Raw genomic sequence first — 20839 nt, 5'->3', positions numbered from 1 at the left:
TTTCCTTCTTAGATATGCATAAATTCGTAATTTTTATTTGCTGTATACTTACTTATTCTACTACATATAGCCAGCAAATGGGACTTGGAAATGCTAATTTCAATTCCGTTGACAGCAGCAGCAAGTTTATAGCCAAAGCACCAGAATTTGCTATAATTCCTGAACCTGTATCACTGGTACAAGCTGACGGTCATTTCACTTTGCCCGAACAAATCATAATTCAGGCTCCGGCCGACAGCAAAAATATCGTAGATTATTTAAAGACCAGGCTCACCGTTCCAACGGGGAAATATATTTCAGAATCATCTGGAAATACGCCGGGGTCTATCAAACTTATATTAAATACACACGAGAACCGTCAATTGGGAGATGAAGGCTATCAGCTTTCTGTTACACCCCAACACATTGTCATTAAGGCAAATAAAAATGCCGGCCTGTTTTACGGAGTTCAGACGCTGCTGCAGCTTTTTCCGAAAGAGATAGAAAGCAAAGAAGAGGTAGCTGATAAAAAATGGACAGTTCCTGCTGTTGAAATTACCGATTATCCACGTGTGGCGTGGAGAGGGCTCATGTTTGATGTGGCCCGCCATTTTTTCACAAAAGCTGAAGTTAAGCAGTATATCGATGGAATGGTACGCTATAAATTTAACATCCTGCACCTGCACCTTACCGATGACGAGGGTTGGAGGATTGAAATTAAAGGCCTGCCTAAACTCACAGAAGTTGGTGCATGGAATGTAAAGAAAACTGGTAATTTCGGGTCCTTCTCACCTGCTGGACCTGACGAGCCCCGAACAAACGGCGGTTTTTATACACAAGACGATATCAGGGAACTTATCAGTTATGCTAAAGAACGTTTCGTAGAAATTATGCCCGAGATTGACGTTCCGGGGCATAGTCTCGCTATTATTGCTTCATACCCAGAACTCTCCTGTACTCCTGGCGCGGAAAATTACCGTGTAAGATCTGGTGAAAGGATTATGGATTGGTCCCGGGGTGCTCCTCCCATCGCTTTGGTCGATAATACCCTTTGCCCTGCGAATGAAAAGGTCTATAGTTTTCTGGACACTGTAATAACCCAGGTAGCCGCACTTTTCCCGTTTCCTTATATCCATATGGGTGGCGATGAAGCGCCGATAAACTTTTGGCAAAAAAGTGATGCAGTTAAAGCTTTAATGCAGAAGGAAGGACTTAAAGATATGCATCAGGTACAGGGATACTTTGAAAAGAGAGTACAGCAGATCGTGGAGTCGAAGGGTAAAAAATTTATGGGCTGGGATGAAGTCCTGAATGGAAATATTCCACCTAGCGCTGCAATTATGAGCTGGAGAAATGCCAGTTACGGAATTGGGGCATCGAGAAATAAGCATGAAGTGGTTATGTCGCCTCAGGATTTTGTATACCTCGATCTGATGCAGGGAGATCCTATTGTGGAGCCTAAGGTGTATTCCTCAGTTCTGCTTAGTAAAACCTACCAGTTTGACCCGGTACCAGCAGGTGCAGATCCGAAATATATTCTTGGCGGTCAAGGCAATTTATGGACAGAACAGGTGTATAACATGCGTCATGCTGAATATATGACCTGGCCGCGCGGACTGGCAGTTGCGGAATCAGTTTGGTCTCCAAAAGCTAAAAAGAACTGGTCTAATTTTATAGCCAAAACGGAACAGCATTTTAAAAGAATGGATATCGGTGAAACTAAATATGCAACAAGTGTTTTTGAGCCGGTATTCAAATCTAACAGAACTCCTGACGGACAATTAATGGTTGAACTACAAACTGAAATTGACGGATTAGATCTTTTTTACTCTTTTGATAATTCATACCCGGATCATTTTTATCCGCGTTATACAGAAAAACTTGTGGTTCCGAAAGATGCTGTACAACTTCGCGTCATCTCTTATAAAGGAAAACAGCCTGTAGGCCGGATGATAACAATCTCTACAGATGAACTCAATAAAAGAGCAGGTAAAAAATAAAGAATTGAGATATTTCGCACATATCAGCTATAATGGGCTCACCTATAATGGCTGGCAAAAACAAGCAAAGGTTCAGAACGTTCAGGGTGTGATTGAAAATGCACTGACGCAAATCTTTAAAAAACCGGTATTTATCAATGGGTGTGGCAGAACTGACGCGCAAGTTCATGCCAGTCAATTTTTCTTCCATTTCGACTTGGAAGATCAATGGGATTTCGACCTCATATTCAGGCTGAATAAGATCCTTCCTATGAATATCGCAGTATATGACATCATACCGATGGAGGGTACTCCGCACGCTAGGTTTGATGCTGTACAGCGCTCCTATGATTATTTTCTGCACACATACAAGGACCCTTTCTTAAATGGACTCAGCTCCTATTACCTGCTGCAGGACCTTCGGCTGGATCAGATGAAAGCCGCAGTGGATCTGTTACCCAGATATAAAGATTACAGGGCATTTTGCACCAGTCCCGACAAGTATGAGCATACCTTGTGTTATGTCCGTTCTGCAAGCCTGCTTATTGATGAAAAGGCTGAAAAAATGAGATTCAGAATTTCTTCCAACAGATTTTTAGGGAAAATGATCAGAATTATAATGGGACAATTGCTGAAAATAGGAAAAGGTCAGTTGTCGGTGGAAGAGTTTGAAAGCCACCTGATAAACAGACAAACCCCAGAACTGATCCTACCTGCGCATCCACAGGGACTTTACCTGTCTAAAGTAACCTATCCTTATCTGGATCTGGCACCTCGTGTAGATTTTTCTGCGGTATTGCAAAAACAGCAGGACATTACCTGGAAAGCGATCTGATATATTGACGTACATCTGAGATTTCAAATTATTTAAAGACTTATTTTTGTCTTAAATTAATATTATGAATTTCCACACCAGAAAATGGATCAAACCAGAAGACCTGAATCCAAACGGCAGCTTGTTCGGCGGGAGCTTATTACGCTGGATAGATGAAGAAGCGGCAATCTATGCCATTGTACAATTAGGTAACCCGAGGGTGGTAACCAAATACATTTCTGAGATTAACTTTGTAAGCTCGGCTAAACAGGGTGACATTATCGAAATGGGGATTACCGCCACGGCCTTCGGAAACACATCTTTAACGATGCGCTGTGAAGTACGTAATAAGATCACCAGAAAAAGTATTCTTACGATTGATAAAATGGTCTTTGTAAACGTCGATGAGTATGGAACTCCCGTTGCACACGGAAAAACACAGATCAGGTTTATCGAAGCACAATTTGCAGCTGAAGATAATTAGCACTCAGGTTCGAGCGCTGCAATTACTAAATCTGCTGTGAGGCTAATTCCGTTCAGTACATGTGCTGCCTGCTGGTAGTAAGGATTTCTCTCTTCCAGTTTGCCCGCAATAAAGCGAATTAGTTCTTCTTCAGAAAGGCCGCTGAGCAGTGGTCTTTTCGTTATTCCGTTTTCCAGTCTCTTAGCTAATGAAAATGCATTCATCTGAATATAGACAGTTGTTCCATTTTCATTCATCCAGGAAATATTATCGTAGAAGCAGGGTGTACCTCCACCCGTAGATATCACACAATTGTCCGGATAATGCATGGTTTTAAGTGTCTCACTTTCTAGCCTGCGGAAAGAATCCTCTCCGTGTTCAGCAAAATAAGCAGTGATGCTGCTGCCGGCAATTTTCTCCAGATGATGATCCAGGTCTATTAATTCATAACCTAGTTTGGTTGCCAGTTTTCTGCCGAGGGTGCTTTTACCGCAGCCCATAAAACCAATCAGAAAAATTCTCATAGCGGAAAAGACTATTGTTCGAAATATTTAGTTTTAAGCGCCTCGTAGGATGGCAGCCCGGCGTGGCTCCATTTATTAATCACCACACCATTCTTCATTAACATTAAGCCCGGATTCGATCTGACCATACTTTTTAATGGCACTGCGTCGGCATAAAACACCTCTGCCGTCAGCTTGTTTTCCTTACTGAACTGGTCTGCATCCTGAGCAGAGCTTGATGTCAGTAAAACTGTCCTGATGTTAAATTCTTTTACGGCCTGTGCGGCTATGGCATTCATCTCCTGGATCGCTTGCTCGTTAGAATCTTTCAAATAATAAGCTACTATAACCAGATTATAATATGGGTTTTCCAGCAGTTCTTTAGTGTAATCCGTGGAAGAAGCATCACTGATCATTAAATCTTTGATTTTGGCTTCATAACCCTTTTTTATAAGTTTCTGTGTTGGTTCGCCAACAATCTCCCAGTTGTTATCTTTCCAGATTTCGGTTTTGAGATAGTCTTTATCACTCATCTCCTTATCTTCTCCGGTAACTTTATGATGTAGTTTATAGGTAATTACATACTCATCGGGTTGAGCACCGTCAGGAATCCTCATAGCTTCAGGGAGGCTTTGACCTACTTTATAAGGCAGAAAATCCAGAACGGGCAAATACGTGTAAGTATAAATACTAAAGATTAGTGACAAGGCCGTTACGCCTATTACTCCGAGCCTTTGTTTCCCTTGATTATCCGTTACTGCATGGATCTTGTCCCTGTTTATAAATAGATAAATAATCAATACCAGTAAGACAAGATCCTTAGAAAAGGATTGCCATGGTGTCAATGGTATGGCATCACCGAAACAACCACAGGACGTTACGACTTTAAATGCTGCAGAGACGAACGTTAAGAAGGTAAAAAATATAATAATTCCAAGCAATCCTGCCGTGACTTTCCTGCTCCAGAATCCAAATAATAATAAAGCACCTAAAACGATTTCCAGAATGCATAGAAAAATGGCAATACCGGTTGCAAAGGGAGATAACCAGGGCATATGAAATACATCAAAATACTCCTGCAACTTATAGCCAAAACCAAGAGGGTCATTAGCTTTGATGAGTCCCGAAAAAATAAATAATACCCCTACGAATATTCTGGAAAAGTTAAGTGCGGCTTTCTGCATAATAAGTTATTTACCGGAAGAGCCGGTTCTATTTTACATCCATTTTAATTAACGCAAAAACAGCATAGTTCAGCATGTCCTGGTAATTTGCATTTACACCTTCGGACACCAATGTTTCGCCCAGATTATCTTCAATCTGCTTTACACGAAGTATCTTCATCAGGATTAAATCTGTCAGTGAGCTGATACGCATATCGCGCCAGGCTTCTCCATAATCATGGTTTTTCGCGAACATCAGGTCTTTCGTCTGCTGTATTTTCTGATCATATCTTGCAGCAACATCTGCGGGGTCCAGTTCATAAGAATCGGCCGCGGTCATATCTGATTGTATCATAGCAATTACACAGTAATTGACAATGCCGATATATTCAGGAATAATTCCTTCGCCTACTTTGGATACCTTTTTCTCTTCGAGCGTACGAATGCGCTGAGCTTTGATAAATAACTGATCAGTAAGTGAGGACACACGCAGTATCCGCCAGGCGGTTCCGTAGTCTTTTGTTTTCTGTAAAAAAAGCGATCTGCATACCGCGATTACGGCGTCGAATTCTTGTGAGGTGTTGATGGCCAAAACAATTAAAATATTTAGTTTAAAGCTATTTAAATACTGTATTTTTGTTCAAAATGATGGCTAAAGATACGTTTTTAAACCGAAAAATAACACTAAACATCAAAGGTGAGCTCTTTGATCTGAGCACTCCATGCGTTATGGGAATCCTTAACCTCACGCCGGATTCATTTTTCGGTGAAAGCAGAATCGGCAGCGTGGATGCGGCGCTAAAAAGAGTAGAAATCTGCCTGCTGGAAGGAGCCCGGTTCATTGATCTGGGCGCATATTCTTCCAGACCAGGAGCAGCTGATGTCAGTACAGATGAAGAATTAAACCGGATTATTCCTGTCATTGAGGCGATCGTCAGGGAGTTTCCCCATGCAAGATTATCAATTGATACATTCCGGAGTAAGGTTGCGGCTGAAAGTATCTATGCAGGTGCTCATCTGATTAACGACATTTCGGGTGGGACATTAGATAAAGAAATGTTCAGTACAGTTGCCGGACTTGGTGTACCCTATATTTTAATGCATATGAAGGGCACCCCTCAGGATATGCAAAATGCACCTGAATATGCGCACGTAGGACTTGACGTAATCGGATACTTTGCACAGAAAATAAGTGAATTGCAGGCACTGGGTGTACAGGACATCATTCTTGACCCTGGTTTCGGATTCGCAAAAACCCTGGATCATAATTATCAGTTATTGAATTATATGCACAACCTGGATATTTTTGGACTTCCGGTATTAACCGGCATTTCCCGTAAATCTATGATTTATAAATTACTGGGGACACAGGCAGAAGAAGCGCTTAACGGCACAACGGTAATAAATACTATCGCATTATTAAAAGGGACCTCAATTTTAAGGGTACATGATGTACGTGCTGCAATGGAATGTATCCAGCTGGTCGGCAAAATGCAGGCCTCATAATTTAATCCAAAATACCTAACTTGTCTGCTATGAAAGGCTTTGACTTTGATTTTTTAACGATCACAGTAACGGATATTGTCGACGTACTTTTCGTTGCTTTCCTGATATATTACACCTATAATCTGATTAAGAACACCCTTGCGGTAAACTTGCTGCTGGGTATGTTTATAATACTTATTCTGTGGTTTGTTGTCGATGCATTGAACATGAGGCTGTTATCTACGATTATCAATAAATTTATGAGCGTAGGTATTATTGCGCTCATCGTAATCTTTCAGCCGGAGATCAGAAGATTCCTGCTGATGATCGGAAAAAACACATTTCTTCAGAAGAATAAAGCCTGGTGGGGATATCTGTTTGGAAGCAAAGATACCGAAAGCGACAATCTGGTACGGATTAAACCCATTATTGATGCTTGCAAGAGTATGAAAAAGACAAGAACAGGTGCCCTTATTGTTTTTGTTAAATACTACGATGATCAGCTGTTCGCAAATAGCTGTGAGGTGATTGACTCCAAAATATCTAAACGGCTGCTGGAAAGTATTTTTCAAAAGAACAGCCCGCTTCATGATGGTGCCGTTGTAATTTCTGAGAACAAAATAAAGAATGCAAGCTGCATCCTCCCACTAACAGATAACGACAAGCTCCCACCGCAATTCGGTCTGAGGCACCGTGCCGGGATCGGGATCTCTGAAAGTACAGATGCTGTAGCGGTTATTGTTTCTGAAGAGACCGGTGAAATCGCCTATGCTAAACAGGGACGCGTACGAATGAACGTATCTTTTGGTGAGTTGGAAAAGCTGTTGAATAAAGATTTCTGATTCACAGTATAAAAACATTCACAGTATAAAAGCATTCATATTATAAAAGAAAAGGCGGCTCATTTTGATGAGCCGCCTTTTTTATACTAGTTATACTAATCAGTATGCCTGCTTTTGATTAGCAATGCTCATCAAAAGCACCGATTAAGTTATCGGCGATCAATTGTGCATTACGGCCTTCGATCTGATGACGCTCGATCATATGAACCAATTTACCATCTTTAAACAAAGCCATTGCTGGCGAAGAAGGCGGGAAAGGCATCATATAACTTCTTGCACGATCAACTGCATCTTTTTCCATACCAGCGAAAACAGTGATCATTTTATCCGGGTGTTTTTCATTTGCTGCTGCAAGTCTGGCTGCAGGACGTGCATTTGCAGCCGCACAACCACATACAGAGTTTACCACTACAAACACTGTTCCTGCTCCAGAAATGGCGTTGTCCACATCTTCGGCAGTTTTCATTTCTTCAAAACCAGCAGTGGTTAATTCCGCACGCATTGGTTCTACTAAATATTCTGGATACATATATATTAAGCTTTAATTTGAGTATTCTTTTATACAAATGTAAGCCCCTGCCTGATAGCATCAAAACATTCATTCCTGCCCCCGGGGTTTTTTACCTTTAAATTACTTTGGTTTTATCTCCAGGTAAAAAAAAGGCTAATCTCCTTTGCAGAAGAATGGCTCTATTGCGCCTCCTGAACTATTTTACTACGAGATATAGTTGCACCTTTCTTCTTTTAAAACCCAGCCGTTATTCGTATGCTCGTAAATAAAAATAGCACCATTACCGCATTGCATGCCACAATAAAACGATATTGCTATGGCAGCATATTTCATGTCTTTAGAGAAAACAGGCCGCCCAAAACGATAAAAAGCATCTTTCTCATCATCAATTGCCTGAATGTGAGTGTATGAATCCTCTCCCGATATAACTTTTTCTTCTTTCATAGTAAGAAGCTTCGCATGTGGAACTATTTTTGAATCCCACAGTACAGTGTCCGGATATGTAGATGTGTCTACGAAATCAATGTCAAGATTATACTTGTCTTTTGTTTCCTTAGCACATTGACCCCACATTGGTAAGTTTGAGGACATAGACATGCGGATTGTATCTGATTTAATATATTGTTTAATAAAAGTATTCACTATGTCTTTCGCATAGCTGTTTTTTAATTTCTCCTGTTTGGTATCCTGCAAATTACCTGTGTCGTTGCAACTTATGATAAAGTATAAAATAACAGCCATAGCTGCAATAGATGGTTTGGTTAACTTCATAATGTTTCTCAACCTAATGTAACCTCTTTCCGTCCTTTTGAAATTGGCTGAACTATTGTGTAATTTTGAAAAATAAAAGAGATCGTTTTTGTTAAAGATGGGAAATAGTAAGCACCACAACTCTTATTTAATTTAAAACATCTAATAATCAACAATTTAAAACAAAACAATATGTCATCAGTAGAGACCACTTATATCCCATATAAAGTAAAGGATATTTCACTGGCAGAATGGGGCCGTAAAGAAATTGGACTAGCAGAAGCAGAAATGCCCGGCTTAATGTCCTTACGTCAGGAATTTGGCCCATCCAAACCTTTAAAAGGCGCACGCATCGCCGGATGTTTGCACATGACTATCCAGACTGCAGTGCTAATTGAAACATTGGTAGAACTAGGTGCAGAAGTAACCTGGTCATCCTGCAATATCTTTTCTACACAAGATCATGCCGCAGCAGCAATAGCAGCAGCAGGTATCCAGGTATATGCCTGGAAAGGTCTGAACGAAGAAGAATTTGACTGGTGTATTGAACAAACTTTACATTTCGGTCCGGAGCGTCAGCCATTGAATATGATTCTTGATGACGGTGGTGACTTAACTAATATGGTATTCGATCGCTTCCCTGAACTGATCGCTGCAATTAAAGGTTTATCTGAAGAGACTACCACTGGTGTTCACCGTCTTTATGAACGTATGAAAAATGGTACACTTCATTTACCTGCAATCAATGTAAATGATTCGGTAACCAAATCTAAATTCGACAACAAATATGGTTGCCGCGAGTCACTGGTTGATGCGATCCGTCGTGCCACAGATGTAATGTTAGCTGGTAAAGTTGCTGTTGTTGCGGGTTATGGTGACGTAGGTAAAGGTTCTGCAGAATCTTTAAGCTCACAAGGTGTAAGGGTTATCGTTTCTGAAATTGACCCTATCTGTGCCTTACAAGCGGCAATGGAAGGTTATGAAGTTAAGAAATTCGCTAACGCGGTAAAAGAAGCAGATATCGTTGTAACCACAACAGGTAACTGTGATATCGTTCGTGCCGAACACTTCAAAACCATGAAAGACAAAACTATCGTTTGTAACATCGGTCACTTTGATAATGAAATTGACGTAGCCTGGTTAAACACGAACTATGGTGATACAAAAGTAGAAATCAAACCGCAGGTAGATAAATATACCATAGATGGTAAAGATGTAATTTTACTGGCTGAAGGCCGCCTGGTTAACTTAGGTTGTGCAACAGGTCATCCAAGCTTTGTAATGTCAGCATCATTCACTAACCAAACTCTGGCACAACTGGAGTTATGGATGAACCCTGGTAAATATGAGAACAAAGTTTATGTTCTTCCAAAAAGCCTGGATGAAAAAGTTGCCCGTCTGCACCTGGCTAAAATCGGTGTGGAGCTGGATGTTCTTGATCAGCACCAGGCCGATTATATCGGTGTCACTGTTGACGGCCCGTTTAAAGCTGAAGCATACAGATACTAATCTGCTCAGAAAAAGATTTAGTCTATAAAAGGACGCAGCTCTCGCTGCGTCCTTTTTTTTATATAACAGTTTTGCCTTTACACGACCCGCCTATATTGCCCCCCGTTAAATTAACCAAAGGTTAATAGAGTCTTGTGCTGGTTTCGTCAACATTTCCTTCACACTTCGTTCGTTGTTTCTTCGGACTTCCTTCGTACTTCCTTCAATCGGAATTGTAGGAAGTACGAAGGAACACTGGAGGTAAATGGAACAAGATTCGAGACAATGACGAAACATAGCCTATCGTATAGAGATAATTACAAATTTCACCTGTTTACAATAATATTATACCCATTCCTGAATTATGAATTATCTTTGTCTATGGCAAAACTATCCGTTAACATCAATAAAATAGCCACCTTACGTAATAGCAGAGGAGGAAATAATCCAGACCTGATTAAGGTTGCCCTGGATTGTGAGAGATTTGGAGCAGAAGGAATCACCGTACATCCAAGACCAGATGAAAGACATATCCGTTACCAGGATGTATTTGACTTAAAATCAGTTATATCAACAGAACTAAATATAGAGGGTAATTGCAGAGAGCAAAAATTTATAGATCTGGTTCTGGCTAATGCTCCTGCACAAGTTACACTGGTACCAGATTCGGAGGGACAAATAACCTCTAATCATGGTTGGGACACTGCAACGCATCAGACTTATCTTAAAGAGATGGTTAGCCTTTTTCAGGGAGCTGGCATACGCGTCTCTATTTTCGTAGACCCGGTAAGGGACATGATCGAAGCAGCACAGCAAACCGGGACAGACCGTATTGAATTATATACTGAAGCTTATGCAGCTGGTTATAAAGGCGACAAAGTTAAAGCAATCGCTCCTTATATTCAGGCAGCGCATACAGCCAATAAATTAGGCTTGGGTATTAATGCCGGCCACGACCTGGATCTGGAAAATTTAAAGTATTTCGCATCCAGCATACCAAACCTGCTGGAAGTTTCCATCGGTCATGCCCTGATTAGTGATGCCATATACCTTGGACTGGAAAACACAATTCAATTGTACACCAGACAATTATCTGTATAAACCAAAGCGGCTTATCCATTAGTAAAAAGCTATGAAAATTAGTACCTTTGCGCAAATTTATTGCTACACCCCATGAGCTTAAACATTCATTACAAAGAAGACTTCAAAGACCGTCATATTGCCCCTGACCTGGCAGATACTGACGCCATGTTAAGTACCCTTGGTCTGGGTTCTGTAGATGAACTGATTGATCAAACAGTTCCGGCAAAAATCAGATTAAAAAAACCTTTAAATCTGCCAGCAGCCAAATCTGAAAAAGATTATCTGTCCAGTCTCAAACAAGCCGCTTCATTGAATAAGGTTTTCAAATCTTATATCGGACAAGGTTATTATGATACCATTACCCCGGGAGTAATTCTGAGAAATGTAATGGAAAACCCAGGATGGTATACGCAGTACACACCCTACCAGGCGGAGGTAGCTCAAGGACGTCTGCAAGCATTATTGAATTTCCAGACTATGGTCATTGACCTAACAGGAATGGAAATTGCGAATGCGTCGCTTTTGGATGAAGGAACAGCAGCTGCGGAAGCTATGTTTATGCAGTTTAGTCTGCGTAAAAATCAGGATGCAAGAAAATTCTTTGTGTCTGAACTCATCTTCCCGCAAACAATGGACATTCTTAAAACCCGTGCGAACCCGTTTGGAATCGAACTGGTTACCGGTGACCATAGAACGTTTACCCCAACAGCAGACTACTTTGGTGCAATAGTACAGTATCCTGCAGGAAATGGTGAAGTATTTGATTATACTGCTTTTGCCACTCAGGCTCATGATGCTCAGGTAAAATTAACTGTAATAGCAGACTTACTGAGTTTAACCTTACTGACTCCTCCGGGAGAATGGGGAGCGGATATCGTAGTTGGTACAACACAAAGATTTGGTGTATCTATCGGTTTCGGTGGGCCTCATGCCGCATTTTTCGCAACAAAGGAAGAATATAAACGCTCTATTCCGGGAAGGATTATCGGTGTAACTATTGACAGTGCAAATAATTATGCATTGCGTATGGCTTTACAAACCCGCGAACAGCATATCCGCAGAGATAAAGCGACATCAAATATATGTACAGCTCAGGCTTTACTGGCAATAATGGCTGGTTTCTATGCGGTATATCATGGCCCGAAAGGATTAAAGCTAATTGCAGAAAGAACTCATGGTCTGGCAGTAGCATTATCAGATTCTTTAACGCAAATCGGTTATTCACAATTGAATAAAGTATACTTTGATACTATCCAGGTTGAACTGGGTGACCTTAAAGACTCTATTCATAAAGAATGTATCGACAACGAGATCAATTTATATTATAAAGGCACAGTAGCTTATATCTCCCTGGATGAAACAACATCACTGGAAGACATTAAATTACTGAACAAAATATTTTCGAAAGTAAAAGGCATCGCTGCAGACAGTGTAGAATTAGCTTCCGAAGAACATATTGAAACAGTTATTCCTGCTGCACTTCAGCGTCAGTCAGCATACCTGACTCACCCGGTATTTAACTCGCATCATTCAGAACATGAAATGTTGCGTTACATCAAGTCTCTGGAAGCAAAAGATCTTTCATTATGCCACTCCATGATTGCATTGGGTTCCTGTACAATGAAACTGAATGCCACTACGGAGATGATTCCGGTTACCTGGGCAGAATTCTCTAAGATTCACCCATTCGCTCCCGCAGATCAGGTAGCTGGTTATTATAGTGTTTTCAATGAACTTGACAGATGGTTAAGTGAAATAACAGGATTTGCTGCAATGAGCTTGCAACCTAATTCAGGCGCTCAGGGAGAATATGCAGGTTTAATGGTCATTCGTGCTTATCATCAGGACCGTGGTGATTTCCAGCGTAATATTGCTCTGATACCTTCTTCTGCCCATGGTACAAATCCTGCATCTGCAGCTATGGCCGGTATGAAGATCGTAATTGTTAAATGTGACGCTCAGGGTAATATCGATGTAGAAGACCTAAAGGCTAAAGCAGAACAACATAAAGATAATCTTTCCTGCTTCATGGTTACTTATCCTTCTACACATGGTGTATTTGAGGAAAGTATTGTAGAGATCTGCGAAGTTATTCATGCAAATGGAGGTCAGGTTTATATGGACGGTGCGAATATGAATGCACAGGTTGGATTAACCAGCCCTGCGAATATCGGCGCCGATGTATGCCACTTGAACCTGCACAAAACTTTCTGTATTCCGCACGGTGGTGGTGGTCCTGGTATGGGTCCGATTGGCGTGGCAGCACACCTGGTTAAATATCTTCCGGGACATGCTGTAGTTGATATTAACAAAGGAAAATCAATTCCTGCTGTGTCATCTGCTCCATGGGGTTCAGCATCTATTTTGATCATCTCACATGCTTATATCGCAATGATGGGAGGAGAAGGCCTGAAAGAAGCTACCCGTTATGCTATTTTGAATGCAAATTATATTAAAGCACGTTTAGAACAGCACTATCCTGTCCTGTATTCTGGAAGTAATGGCCGCTGTGGTCACGAAATGATTCTGGATTGCCGCGAGTTTAAAAATTACGGTATTGAAGTGGTTGATATCGCAAAAAGACTTATGGATTATGGTTTCCACGCACCAACGGTTTCATTCCCGGTAGCTGGAACTTTAATGGTTGAACCAACTGAAAGTGAGCCGAAACATGAGCTTGACCGTTTCTGTGATGCACTGATTGCAATCAGAAGTGAAATCAGTGCTATTGAGCAAGGACAGCTGGACCGTGTAGATAACCCACTGAAAAACGCACCGCATACGGCTGCAGTAGTAACAGGTGACGAATGGTCACATGGATACAGCAGACAGGTTGCAGCGTTCCCGCTTCCTTATGTAGCAGCACATAAATTCTGGCCGTCTGTAGGCCGTGTAAATGACTCCTTCGGAGACAGATCACTAGTTTGTGCATGTCCTCCGATTGAAAGTTACATGGAAGAAGACGCAGCTATATAATACTATATTTCGAACAAAAAAAAGACCACTTAAATAAGTGGTCTTTTTTTTGCCTGTTAAAATCGTAAATGAATATTGAATTGACATTCTATTATATATCTTTATTATAAACCATAATTATTAAAATCTACAAATTGATGAGTACACCAATTAATTTACTGGTCATTGACGATGACGATATCAACATCTTCATTATTAAAAAAATTGTAGAAAAGACGGGCTATGACGCGAAAATGGTGGCAAAAACAAATGGTCAGCTGGCGATAGATTATCTAAAAGATCTGCAGCAAAATGACATATCATTTCCAGATCTAATCCTCATTGATATCAACATGCCAGTTTTAAATGGTTGGGAGTTCCTGGAAGTCTATGAGAAGCTCGGCATTTTACAAGATTCCGATATGTATATGCTTTCTTCTTCGGTTTATGAAAATGATATTGAAAAAGCAAAAACCTATAAAACAGTAAAAGGGTTTATTTCTAAACCCCTTTCTATTGAACGTCTTATAGAACTATTTGAAGGAAAAGTGTAAGAATCGTTTTTAAACGACCTTAAAGTGCCCCTCTTCATTCTGCTCTACAAAGGCAGTGGTTTTGCTCTTGCCATGATAAAACAGGCAGAGCCAGTTATTTTCTGCCGCTGACTTTCCAAATTCTTCCCGAAGCTCCATAGATCTGCGGCCGTCATAGTCATATTTAGCGATAAACTTCTTAACGAGTTCTTCAGGTTCAGGTAAAACATCACCACCGAAAAACACTTTATCCTGGCCATCATCGAAAAACCAGGCCTGGTGAAAGGGTGTATGCCCCCCGGTAAGTATATAACTGATTTCAGAGGTCAGATCGCCACTGTCTTCAACAAATTGAATTTGAGCGTTCCGCTGTACGAAATCAAAAATATCAGTTCTATAGGAGGAGGAGGTTTTGGAAAATGCAGACTCCCATTCACCCCGGTTAATTACATAAGTAGCATTAGGAAAACTAAGGTCCATACCAGTAGGCGTACGGTGTACCATTCCTCCTGAATGATCAAAATGTAAATGGGACATCAATACATAATCAACGTCCTGGGGTTCAAAACCTGCTTTCTTTATATTTTCGTGGAGGATCATTCTTCCCTCATCATTGCTATAACCAAGGCCGGTATCAAGCAGTAACAGATGGGAACCCAGCTTAATCAAAAACGGCTGAACATGGATAAAAAGAGAACCGGGCCGGTCTTTAGCCTGGTCTGTTTGCGGGTCAAAAGGAATAAACTTCTTATCTGCTGCAACAGAATAAGAACCTTCAAATAATGTAAAAACTTGCACGGGCTTATGTATTAGTCAAAAGAATATTTTATGATATATTTACAAATTGATCACAAAGATAGGGAACCTGTTTAAATGAAAAGGACAGAATACCTGATCGGCCGGATAATTAGACAAAACCCTGTTTCAGGCAGCAGATCTTGCATAGCCGTGACAGAGCCAGAATAAATATAATTGAACATGGATAAAAAATGGGTGCAGGCTAAACCTGATGAGCTATCAATCAGTTTAACGCTTGCCCGTGAACTTAATATAGATCCCGCCCTTGCCGAAATTCTGGTAGCGCGGGATATACATACTTTTCAGCAGGCAAAAGACTTCTTCCGGCCAGACCTTAATTCCCTGCACGATCCATTTTTAATGAAAGATATGGACCTTGCTATAAGCAGGATTGAAAAAGCATTTCTTAGCGGAGAGAAGCTAATGATATACGGTGACTACGATGTAGACGGAACGACTTCAGTCGCTTTAGCATTTAGTTTTTTCAGGCAATTTTATTCCCAAATGGAGTATTATATTCCCGACCGCCACAAGGAAGGATATGGGATTTCCACGGCCGGAATAAATTATGCAAAAAAAAATGGAATCACCCTTATTATTGCATTGGATTGTGGAATTAAAGCAAACGATAAAGTTCAATATGCAAGCAGTCTGGATATAGATTTTATTATCTGTGACCATCACTTGCCGGGAGAAGAAATACCGGATGCAGCGGCCGTATTGGACCCAAAAAGAAAAGACTGCTCCTATCCTTTCAAAGAACTTGCAGGCTGCGGCATAGGCTTTAAGTTGGCACAGGCGTGGTGTATTAAAAATAACCTGGATGCCGCCCTATACCTCAGGTATCTGGATCTTGTTATGGTTTCCATTGCCGCCGATATCGTACCAGTGACAGGGGAAAACCGGATACTGGCCTTTCACGGACTTATCCGGCTCAACACCAACCCTTGCATAGGCTTGAAAGCATTGATGGACAGTTGTGGTAAAAATAAAGATTTCACCTTAACTGATGTCGTCTTTACACTAGCCCCGCGTATTAATGCAGCAGGCAGGATGGACCATGCAAACCAGGCAGTGAAAATGCTTTTATGTGATGAAGAGGAAATCGCAAGAACACAAAGTGATTTTATTAATCAGCAGAATGCTGACCGTAAAATTTCTGATCAGCAAATGACAGCAGAAGCATTAGCTATGATTGACGAATCTGCATTCCTGATCAGCAAAAAGACAACAGTAGTTTATAACGAGCGCTGGAATAAAGGTGTCATCGGTATTGTTGCATCAAGACTTACAGAAAAATATTACAGACCCACCATTGTTCTTACGCTTTCAAATGGTTTCCTTACCGGTTCGGCAAGATCGGTTCCTGGTTATGATCTGTACGAAGCACTGCTAAGTTGTGCAGACTTACTGGAACAGTTCGGCGGACATAAGTTTGCCGCCGGATTGACAATAAAACCGGAAAACATTCATGAATTCGCAGAACGATTTGAAAATTACGTCACTGCAACCATTACGCAGGATATGCTTTCGCCGGAAATTCAAATAGATGCAGCTATTGAATTGTCTAGAATCGATGGTAAATTTCAGCGTGTACTTGCACAAATGGCCCCTTTCGGGCCACTCAATCCTGCACCGGTTTTTCATAGCGAAGAAGTATTTCTGGTCGGAAAACCATACGTTGTAGGAACAAAACATCTGAAATTGAGTATTAAACAACAAAATTCAGCTATTTTTGAGAGCATTGGGTTTGGCCTGGCAGAATGGGAATCCCTTTTACAACAGGGCAGACCATTTTCAATTTGTTATACGATAGAAGAAAACGTCTGGAAAGATCAGAAACGTTTGCAACTGAATATTAAAGGAATAAGACTTTTACAAGCATAATATAGATGAATCTTAGAGCGGAGAATCTGATAAAAAAATACAAGCAACGAACTGTTGTGAACGACGTTTCGTTCAATGTAAGTCAGGGAGAGATTGTGGGTTTATTAGGCCCGAATGGTGCGGGGAAAACTACTTCATTTTATATGATAGTAGGACTCATCAAACCAAATGAGGGAACAATTTTTCTTGACGATGAAGATATAACAAACGATGCCATGTACCGCAGGGCACAAAAAGGCATTGGTTATCTGGCTCAGGAGGCGTCTGTTTTCAGAAAGCTTTCAGTTGAAGACAACATTATGGCTATCCTGGAAATGACAGATATGGACCGTGTACAGCGCCAGGAAAAACTAGAAGAGCTGATCGATGAGTTCAGTCTTCACAAAGTACGCCGGAATCGTGGAGACCTTTTATCAGGTGGAGAACGCCGGCGAACTGAAATTGCCAGAGCGCTGGCTGCAAGTCCTAATTTCATTTTACTGGATGAACCGTTTGCCGGGGTCGACCCGATTGCTGTGGAAGAAATCCAGACCATAGTTGCAAAATTAAAAAACAAAAACATCGGTATCCTCATTACAGACCATAATGTACAGGAAACATTGTCGATTACAGACCGTGCCTACCTGTTGTTTGAAGGTAAAATATTGGAATCCGGAACGCCTGAGGTACTTGCCGCGAATGAAATGGTCAGAAAAGTATATCTGGGTTCGAACTTCGTACTCCGCACTAAAAATCTTTAATTCTTAACCAAGCAAAATGGCGATTGTAAATTCAATTTTTACCTGGTATATGAAAAAGCGGGTCCATCAGATCGAACTTTTCATGAAATATCCGGTAGACGTGCAGGACGAATGGTTTCACCAGCTCATCTCCAGTGCAGAGAATACCGAATGGGGTAAAAAATATGATTACCGTTCGATAGAAAATCCGGCTCAGTTTAAGGAAAGAGTTCCACTGCAGAGTTATGATACGCTTAAGCCGTATATCGAAAGAATGTTAAAAGGAGAACAGAATCTACTGTGGCCTTCGGACATCCGCTGGTTTGCTAAATCCTCCGGAACAACAAGTGACCGCAGCAAATTCATTCCCGTTTCCACAGAAGCACTGGAAGAATGCCACTTCAAAGGCGGAAAAGATCTCATTTCTATATTTTGCAATAATAAACCTACTAATCAGATTCTCACCGGCAAAGCGCTTGTTTTGGGTGGGAGCCACCAGATTAACCAGCTGAGCGAAGACTCATTTTATGGTGACCTCTCTGCTGTGTTAATTAAGAATCTGCCTATGTGGGCAGAATATTATCGAACACCAAATATTTCCATCGCACTCATGGATGACTATGAGCAAAAAATGGAAAAAATGGCTGAGGCGACAATTAAAGAAAATGTAACCAATATATCGGGTGTCCCCACCTGGACAATAGTCCTCGCAAAAAAGATTTTGGAAATTACCGGTAAAAACAACCTGCTGGAAGTTTGGCCCAACCTGGAACTTTACTTTCATGGCGCTGTAAATTTCGGCCCGTACAGAGATCAGTTCAGGGAATTAATTCCAAGTGATGAAATGTATTACCTGGAAACGTATAATGCTTCTGAAGGCTTCTTTGGTATCCAGGATCAGGTGCAGTCGGAAGAGATGTTGCTGATGCTGGATTATGGGATTTTTTATGAGTTTCTTCCACTGGAAAAACTTGAGCAGGAAAACCCAACGACTTTAGGTCTTGATGAAGTAGAGCTCTTTAAAAACTATGCTATTGTTATCTCCACAAATGCCGGATTATGGCGATACATGATTGGCGACACTGTTCAATTTACTTCGCTCTCCCCTTTCCGAATTAAGATAACGGGCAGAACCAAACATTTTATCAATGCCTTTGGAGAAGAAATAATCATTGATAACGCCGAACAGGCAATTAGTAAAGCCTGCAGGGAAACAGGTGCTGTCTTTAAAGATTACACTGCCTGCCCTATCTATTTTTGCGGAAAAGATGCAGGCGGACATGAATGGATTATAGAATTTGACCAGCAACCTGATGATTTTGAGAAATTCATCAATGTATTAGACCAGACCTTGAGGGAAATAAATTCTGATTACGACGCCAAGAGATTTAACAATATGGCTTTATGCCGTCCAAAAGTACATAATGCACCGAAAGAAACGTTCTATAATTGGCTGAAGTCAAAAGGCAAACTAGGTGGACAGCATAAAGTGCCCCGACTGGCCAATGACAGAAAGTATGTCGAAGAAATTTTACCCCTCCTGAATCTGTAAATATTTATACGGGACAGGCAGGCAAATAACAGCAAGATCTATGAAGACACAGCAAATACCAGAGCAACTGATCCCGGACAATGATACGCAACGCCTAAAGATATTATATCAGTACGAGATTCTGGATACACCTCCTGAAACGGATTTTGATACTATCGCCCAGCTGGCAGCCCAGATCTTTAACACGACTGATGCCTTTGTCACTTTTGTAGACAAGGACCAGGTATTTTATAAAGCTAAGGTCGGGAGTCTGGAAGGGGAACGCATCGCCAGGGAGAATGACCTCTGTGCGCTCTGTATTTCTACGAATGATGTTGCAATTTTCCACGATACTCACCAATTCCCTGAATTATTAAAAGCCCCTTATGTCAATATAAAAGATGGCATTCGCTTCTATGCTGCTGCCCCGATTAAAACAGCAGACGGATTTATTCTGGGTGCAGTCTGTGTGGCTAGTGAGCAGCCCCGGCAAACCGTAAGTGATACGCAAATTGAAATGCTGAAGCTTCTTTCCAAAGTAGTCATGGAAAAACTGGATACCAGGCTGGTTAACCGCAAAATAGTCAGAGCATACGACGATAGATTACACCGGCTGGCCCACGACATGAAGAATCCGGTGACGTCGATTTCATTATATGCGCAGCTGCTGGGCACCAGGGTTATGGATCCGGAGAAGATTAAGGATATGTCTTCCAGAATTGAAAAAGCCGCAAAAGGAATAGAGAAAAACCTGGATCAGTTACTCACAAATGCAAGAAGTGAAAACTCCGGTACCAGCCTGGTTCACGAACAGATCTGGATTGGTGGCCTGCTGGATCAATTACGCCAGTCATTTGAATTAACTCTTGCTTCAAAGAACCAGACATTAATCATTATCCCTGCGATACCTGAGGTTGCTATAGCCGCAGATGAAATCCGTATTATGGATATATTAAGCAACCTGCTGGGCAACGCTGTAAAATACTCGGATCCCGGAACAAAAATTTACATATCTGCAGAGGTTTCATCAGAAAATCAAATCATTCTGGAATTCCGTGACCAGGGGCAGGGACTCACAGAAACAGATCAGGAAAAGCTATTTATAAAATTTGCACGCTTAAGTAGCACACCCACAGCGAGAGAAAAATCTTATGGCCTGGGTTTGTCTATTGTAAAGATGCTTGCAGAAAGTCATAAAGGCAATGTATGGGCAACAAGCGAGGGCAAAGGAAAAGGAAGTTCCTTTTTTGTCTCTTTTCCAATCAGTCAAACTGGAGAATAAAAACAATGAGATAACTTTCTGACGTTGTTCCAATCAATTTTTCAGTTTGGAAACCGTATAACAGATCTGCAGAT

The 20839-nt window shown here is 41.1% G+C and carries 19 protein-coding genes; 13 read left to right on the top strand and 6 right to left on the bottom strand.

Going from position 1 to position 20839, the window contains the following annotated elements; translation table 11 throughout:
* The first annotated feature begins 14 nt into the window (after window positions 1-14).
* From BLR53_RS15510 to BLR53_RS15500, 3 genes are all read left to right on the top strand, one after another.
* The gene (locus BLR53_RS15510; RefSeq protein ID WP_244889546.1) at window positions 15-1979 is read left to right on the top strand and encodes a beta-N-acetylhexosaminidase; all 1965 of its coding nucleotides are present in this window, start codon (window positions 15-17) and stop codon (window positions 1977-1979) included.
* Window positions 1948-2793, top strand: a complete 846-nt coding sequence (locus tag BLR53_RS15505) for a tRNA pseudouridine synthase A (RefSeq protein ID WP_244889544.1) — start codon at window positions 1948-1950, stop codon at window positions 2791-2793. The genes BLR53_RS15510 and BLR53_RS15505 overlap by 32 nt, the downstream gene beginning before the upstream one ends.
* Window positions 2794-2857: 64 nt before the next feature.
* Window positions 2858-3256, top strand: coding sequence for an acyl-CoA thioesterase (locus BLR53_RS15500; RefSeq protein ID WP_037442999.1), 399 nt, complete (start codon window positions 2858-2860; stop codon window positions 3254-3256).
* Here the strand turns inward: BLR53_RS15500 and BLR53_RS15495 are convergent.
* Genes BLR53_RS15495 through BLR53_RS15485 form a run of 3 tightly spaced genes read right to left on the bottom strand, consistent with a single transcriptional unit; the run spans window position 3253 to window position 5493 of the window.
* Entirely contained in the window at window positions 3253-3759 is a 507-nt protein-coding gene (locus BLR53_RS15495) for a shikimate kinase (protein WP_074590989.1), read from the bottom strand. The genes BLR53_RS15500 and BLR53_RS15495 overlap by 4 nt on opposite strands.
* 11 nt (window positions 3760-3770) lie before the next feature.
* A complete protein-coding gene (locus tag BLR53_RS15490) occupies window positions 3771-4922 on the bottom strand; it encodes a BT_3928 family protein (protein ID WP_074590987.1) in 1152 nt (383 codons plus the stop codon).
* A gap of 28 nt (window positions 4923-4950) precedes the next feature.
* Window positions 4951-5493, bottom strand: a complete 543-nt coding sequence (locus BLR53_RS15485) for a DUF1599 domain-containing protein (RefSeq protein ID WP_157282907.1) — start codon at window positions 5491-5493, stop codon at window positions 4951-4953.
* A 56-nt stretch (window positions 5494-5549) separates the two neighbouring features.
* Here BLR53_RS15485 and folP point away from each other — a divergent pair, with 56 nt between their 5' ends.
* Together folP and cdaA are read left to right on the top strand one after the other, a co-directional pair.
* On the top strand, window positions 5550-6407 hold the full coding sequence (gene folP / locus BLR53_RS15480; protein WP_083332105.1) for a dihydropteroate synthase: 858 nt from the start codon (window positions 5550-5552) through the stop codon (window positions 6405-6407).
* 29 nt (window positions 6408-6436) lie between these two features.
* Window positions 6437-7228, top strand: coding sequence for a diadenylate cyclase CdaA (cdaA, locus tag BLR53_RS15475; protein ID WP_037443008.1), 792 nt, complete (start codon window positions 6437-6439; stop codon window positions 7226-7228).
* Between the two features lie 118 nt (window positions 7229-7346).
* Here the strand turns inward: cdaA and BLR53_RS15470 are convergent, their stop codons facing one another.
* Both BLR53_RS15470 and BLR53_RS15465 read right to left on the bottom strand, forming a co-directional pair.
* Window positions 7347-7757 carry a BrxA/BrxB family bacilliredoxin gene (locus BLR53_RS15470; protein ID WP_037443010.1) on the bottom strand — a complete coding sequence of 137 codons (411 nt, stop codon included), beginning with the start codon at window positions 7755-7757 and terminating at the stop codon, window positions 7347-7349.
* Between the two features lie 186 nt (window positions 7758-7943).
* The gene (locus BLR53_RS15465; protein ID WP_143007892.1) at window positions 7944-8510 is read right to left on the bottom strand and encodes a hypothetical protein; all 567 of its coding nucleotides are present in this window, start codon (window positions 8508-8510) and stop codon (window positions 7944-7946) included.
* 171 nt (window positions 8511-8681) lie between these two features.
* Here BLR53_RS15465 and ahcY point away from each other — a divergent pair, with 171 nt between their 5' ends.
* The 4 genes from ahcY (at window position 8682) to BLR53_RS15445 (ending at window position 14569) form a co-directional block, all read left to right on the top strand.
* Window positions 8682-9998, top strand: coding sequence for an adenosylhomocysteinase (gene ahcY / locus BLR53_RS15460; protein ID WP_037443014.1), 1317 nt, complete (start codon window positions 8682-8684; stop codon window positions 9996-9998).
* Window positions 9999-10358: 360 nt separating this feature from the next.
* On the top strand, window positions 10359-11078 hold the full coding sequence (locus BLR53_RS15455; RefSeq protein ID WP_074590980.1) for a pyridoxine 5'-phosphate synthase: 720 nt from the start codon (window positions 10359-10361) through the stop codon (window positions 11076-11078).
* A 72-nt stretch (window positions 11079-11150) separates the two neighbouring features.
* Window positions 11151-14036, top strand: a complete 2886-nt coding sequence (gcvP, locus tag BLR53_RS15450; RefSeq protein WP_074590978.1) for an aminomethyl-transferring glycine dehydrogenase — start codon at window positions 11151-11153, stop codon at window positions 14034-14036.
* Between the two features lie 137 nt (window positions 14037-14173).
* A complete protein-coding gene (locus BLR53_RS15445) occupies window positions 14174-14569 on the top strand; it encodes a response regulator (RefSeq protein WP_234797593.1) in 396 nt (131 codons plus the stop codon).
* 9 nt (window positions 14570-14578) lie between these two features.
* On the opposite strand, the gene BLR53_RS15440 is transcribed toward BLR53_RS15445, so the two are convergent.
* On the bottom strand, window positions 14579-15346 hold the full coding sequence (locus BLR53_RS15440; protein ID WP_074590975.1) for an MBL fold metallo-hydrolase: 768 nt from the start codon (window positions 15344-15346) through the stop codon (window positions 14579-14581).
* Window positions 15347-15526: 180 nt separating this feature from the next.
* Between BLR53_RS15440 and recJ the strand changes: the two genes are divergently transcribed.
* From recJ to BLR53_RS15420, 4 genes are read left to right on the top strand one after another with little or no spacing between them, the layout of a single operon-like run.
* On the top strand, window positions 15527-17233 hold the full coding sequence (recJ, locus tag BLR53_RS15435) for a single-stranded-DNA-specific exonuclease RecJ (protein ID WP_074590973.1): 1707 nt from the start codon (window positions 15527-15529) through the stop codon (window positions 17231-17233).
* A 5-nt stretch (window positions 17234-17238) separates the two neighbouring features.
* The gene (gene lptB, locus BLR53_RS15430) at window positions 17239-17973 is read left to right on the top strand and encodes an LPS export ABC transporter ATP-binding protein (protein WP_074590971.1); all 735 of its coding nucleotides are present in this window, start codon (window positions 17239-17241) and stop codon (window positions 17971-17973) included.
* 16 nt (window positions 17974-17989) lie between these two features.
* A complete protein-coding gene (locus BLR53_RS15425; protein ID WP_037443026.1) occupies window positions 17990-19504 on the top strand; it encodes a GH3 auxin-responsive promoter family protein in 1515 nt (504 codons plus the stop codon).
* 40 nt (window positions 19505-19544) lie between these two features.
* Complete coding sequence (locus BLR53_RS15420) at window positions 19545-20765, top strand: GAF domain-containing sensor histidine kinase (RefSeq protein ID WP_074590969.1); 1221 nt, start codon at window positions 19545-19547, stop codon at window positions 20763-20765.
* The last annotated feature ends 74 nt before the right edge of the window (window positions 20766-20839 follow it).

It is taken from the genome of Pedobacter antarcticus (assembly GCF_900103515.1).
Taxonomy (GTDB): Bacteria; Bacteroidota; Bacteroidia; order Sphingobacteriales; family Sphingobacteriaceae; genus Pedobacter; species Pedobacter antarcticus.
This window is presented reverse-complemented; position numbering and strand designations above follow the sequence as displayed.

Excerpts from the sequence above, each read along its gene's own strand:
- BLR53_RS15505 (WP_244889544.1), top strand. The coding sequence starts at position 1,948 with ATGAACTCAATAAAAGAGCAGGTAAAAAATAAAGAATTGAGATATTTC.
- gcvP (WP_074590978.1), top strand. The coding sequence starts at position 11,151 with ATGAGCTTAAACATTCATTACAAAGAAGACTTCAAAGACCGTCATATT.
- BLR53_RS15510 (WP_244889546.1), top strand. The coding sequence starts at position 15 with ATGCATAAATTCGTAATTTTTATTTGCTGTATACTTACTTATTCTACT.
- BLR53_RS15445 (WP_234797593.1), top strand. The coding sequence starts at position 14,174 with ATGAGTACACCAATTAATTTACTGGTCATTGACGATGACGATATCAAC.
- recJ (WP_074590973.1), top strand. The coding sequence starts at position 15,527 with ATGGATAAAAAATGGGTGCAGGCTAAACCTGATGAGCTATCAATCAGT.
- BLR53_RS15420 (WP_074590969.1), top strand. The coding sequence starts at position 19,545 with ATGAAGACACAGCAAATACCAGAGCAACTGATCCCGGACAATGATACG.
- BLR53_RS15470 (WP_037443010.1), bottom strand. The coding sequence starts at position 7,757 with ATGTATCCAGAATATTTAGTAGAACCAATGCGTGCGGAATTAACCACT.
- cdaA (WP_037443008.1), top strand. The coding sequence starts at position 6,437 with ATGAAAGGCTTTGACTTTGATTTTTTAACGATCACAGTAACGGATATT.
- BLR53_RS15455 (WP_074590980.1), top strand. The coding sequence starts at position 10,359 with ATGGCAAAACTATCCGTTAACATCAATAAAATAGCCACCTTACGTAAT.
- lptB (WP_074590971.1), top strand. The coding sequence starts at position 17,239 with ATGAATCTTAGAGCGGAGAATCTGATAAAAAAATACAAGCAACGAACT.
- BLR53_RS15500 (WP_037442999.1), top strand. The coding sequence starts at position 2,858 with ATGAATTTCCACACCAGAAAATGGATCAAACCAGAAGACCTGAATCCA.
- folP (WP_083332105.1), top strand. The coding sequence starts at position 5,550 with ATGGCTAAAGATACGTTTTTAAACCGAAAAATAACACTAAACATCAAA.
- BLR53_RS15425 (WP_037443026.1), top strand. The coding sequence starts at position 17,990 with ATGGCGATTGTAAATTCAATTTTTACCTGGTATATGAAAAAGCGGGTC.
- ahcY (WP_037443014.1), top strand. The coding sequence starts at position 8,682 with ATGTCATCAGTAGAGACCACTTATATCCCATATAAAGTAAAGGATATT.
- BLR53_RS15490 (WP_074590987.1), bottom strand. The coding sequence starts at position 4,922 with ATGCAGAAAGCCGCACTTAACTTTTCCAGAATATTCGTAGGGGTATTA.
- BLR53_RS15495 (WP_074590989.1), bottom strand. The coding sequence starts at position 3,759 with ATGAGAATTTTTCTGATTGGTTTTATGGGCTGCGGTAAAAGCACCCTC.
- BLR53_RS15465 (WP_143007892.1), bottom strand. The coding sequence starts at position 8,510 with ATGAAGTTAACCAAACCATCTATTGCAGCTATGGCTGTTATTTTATAC.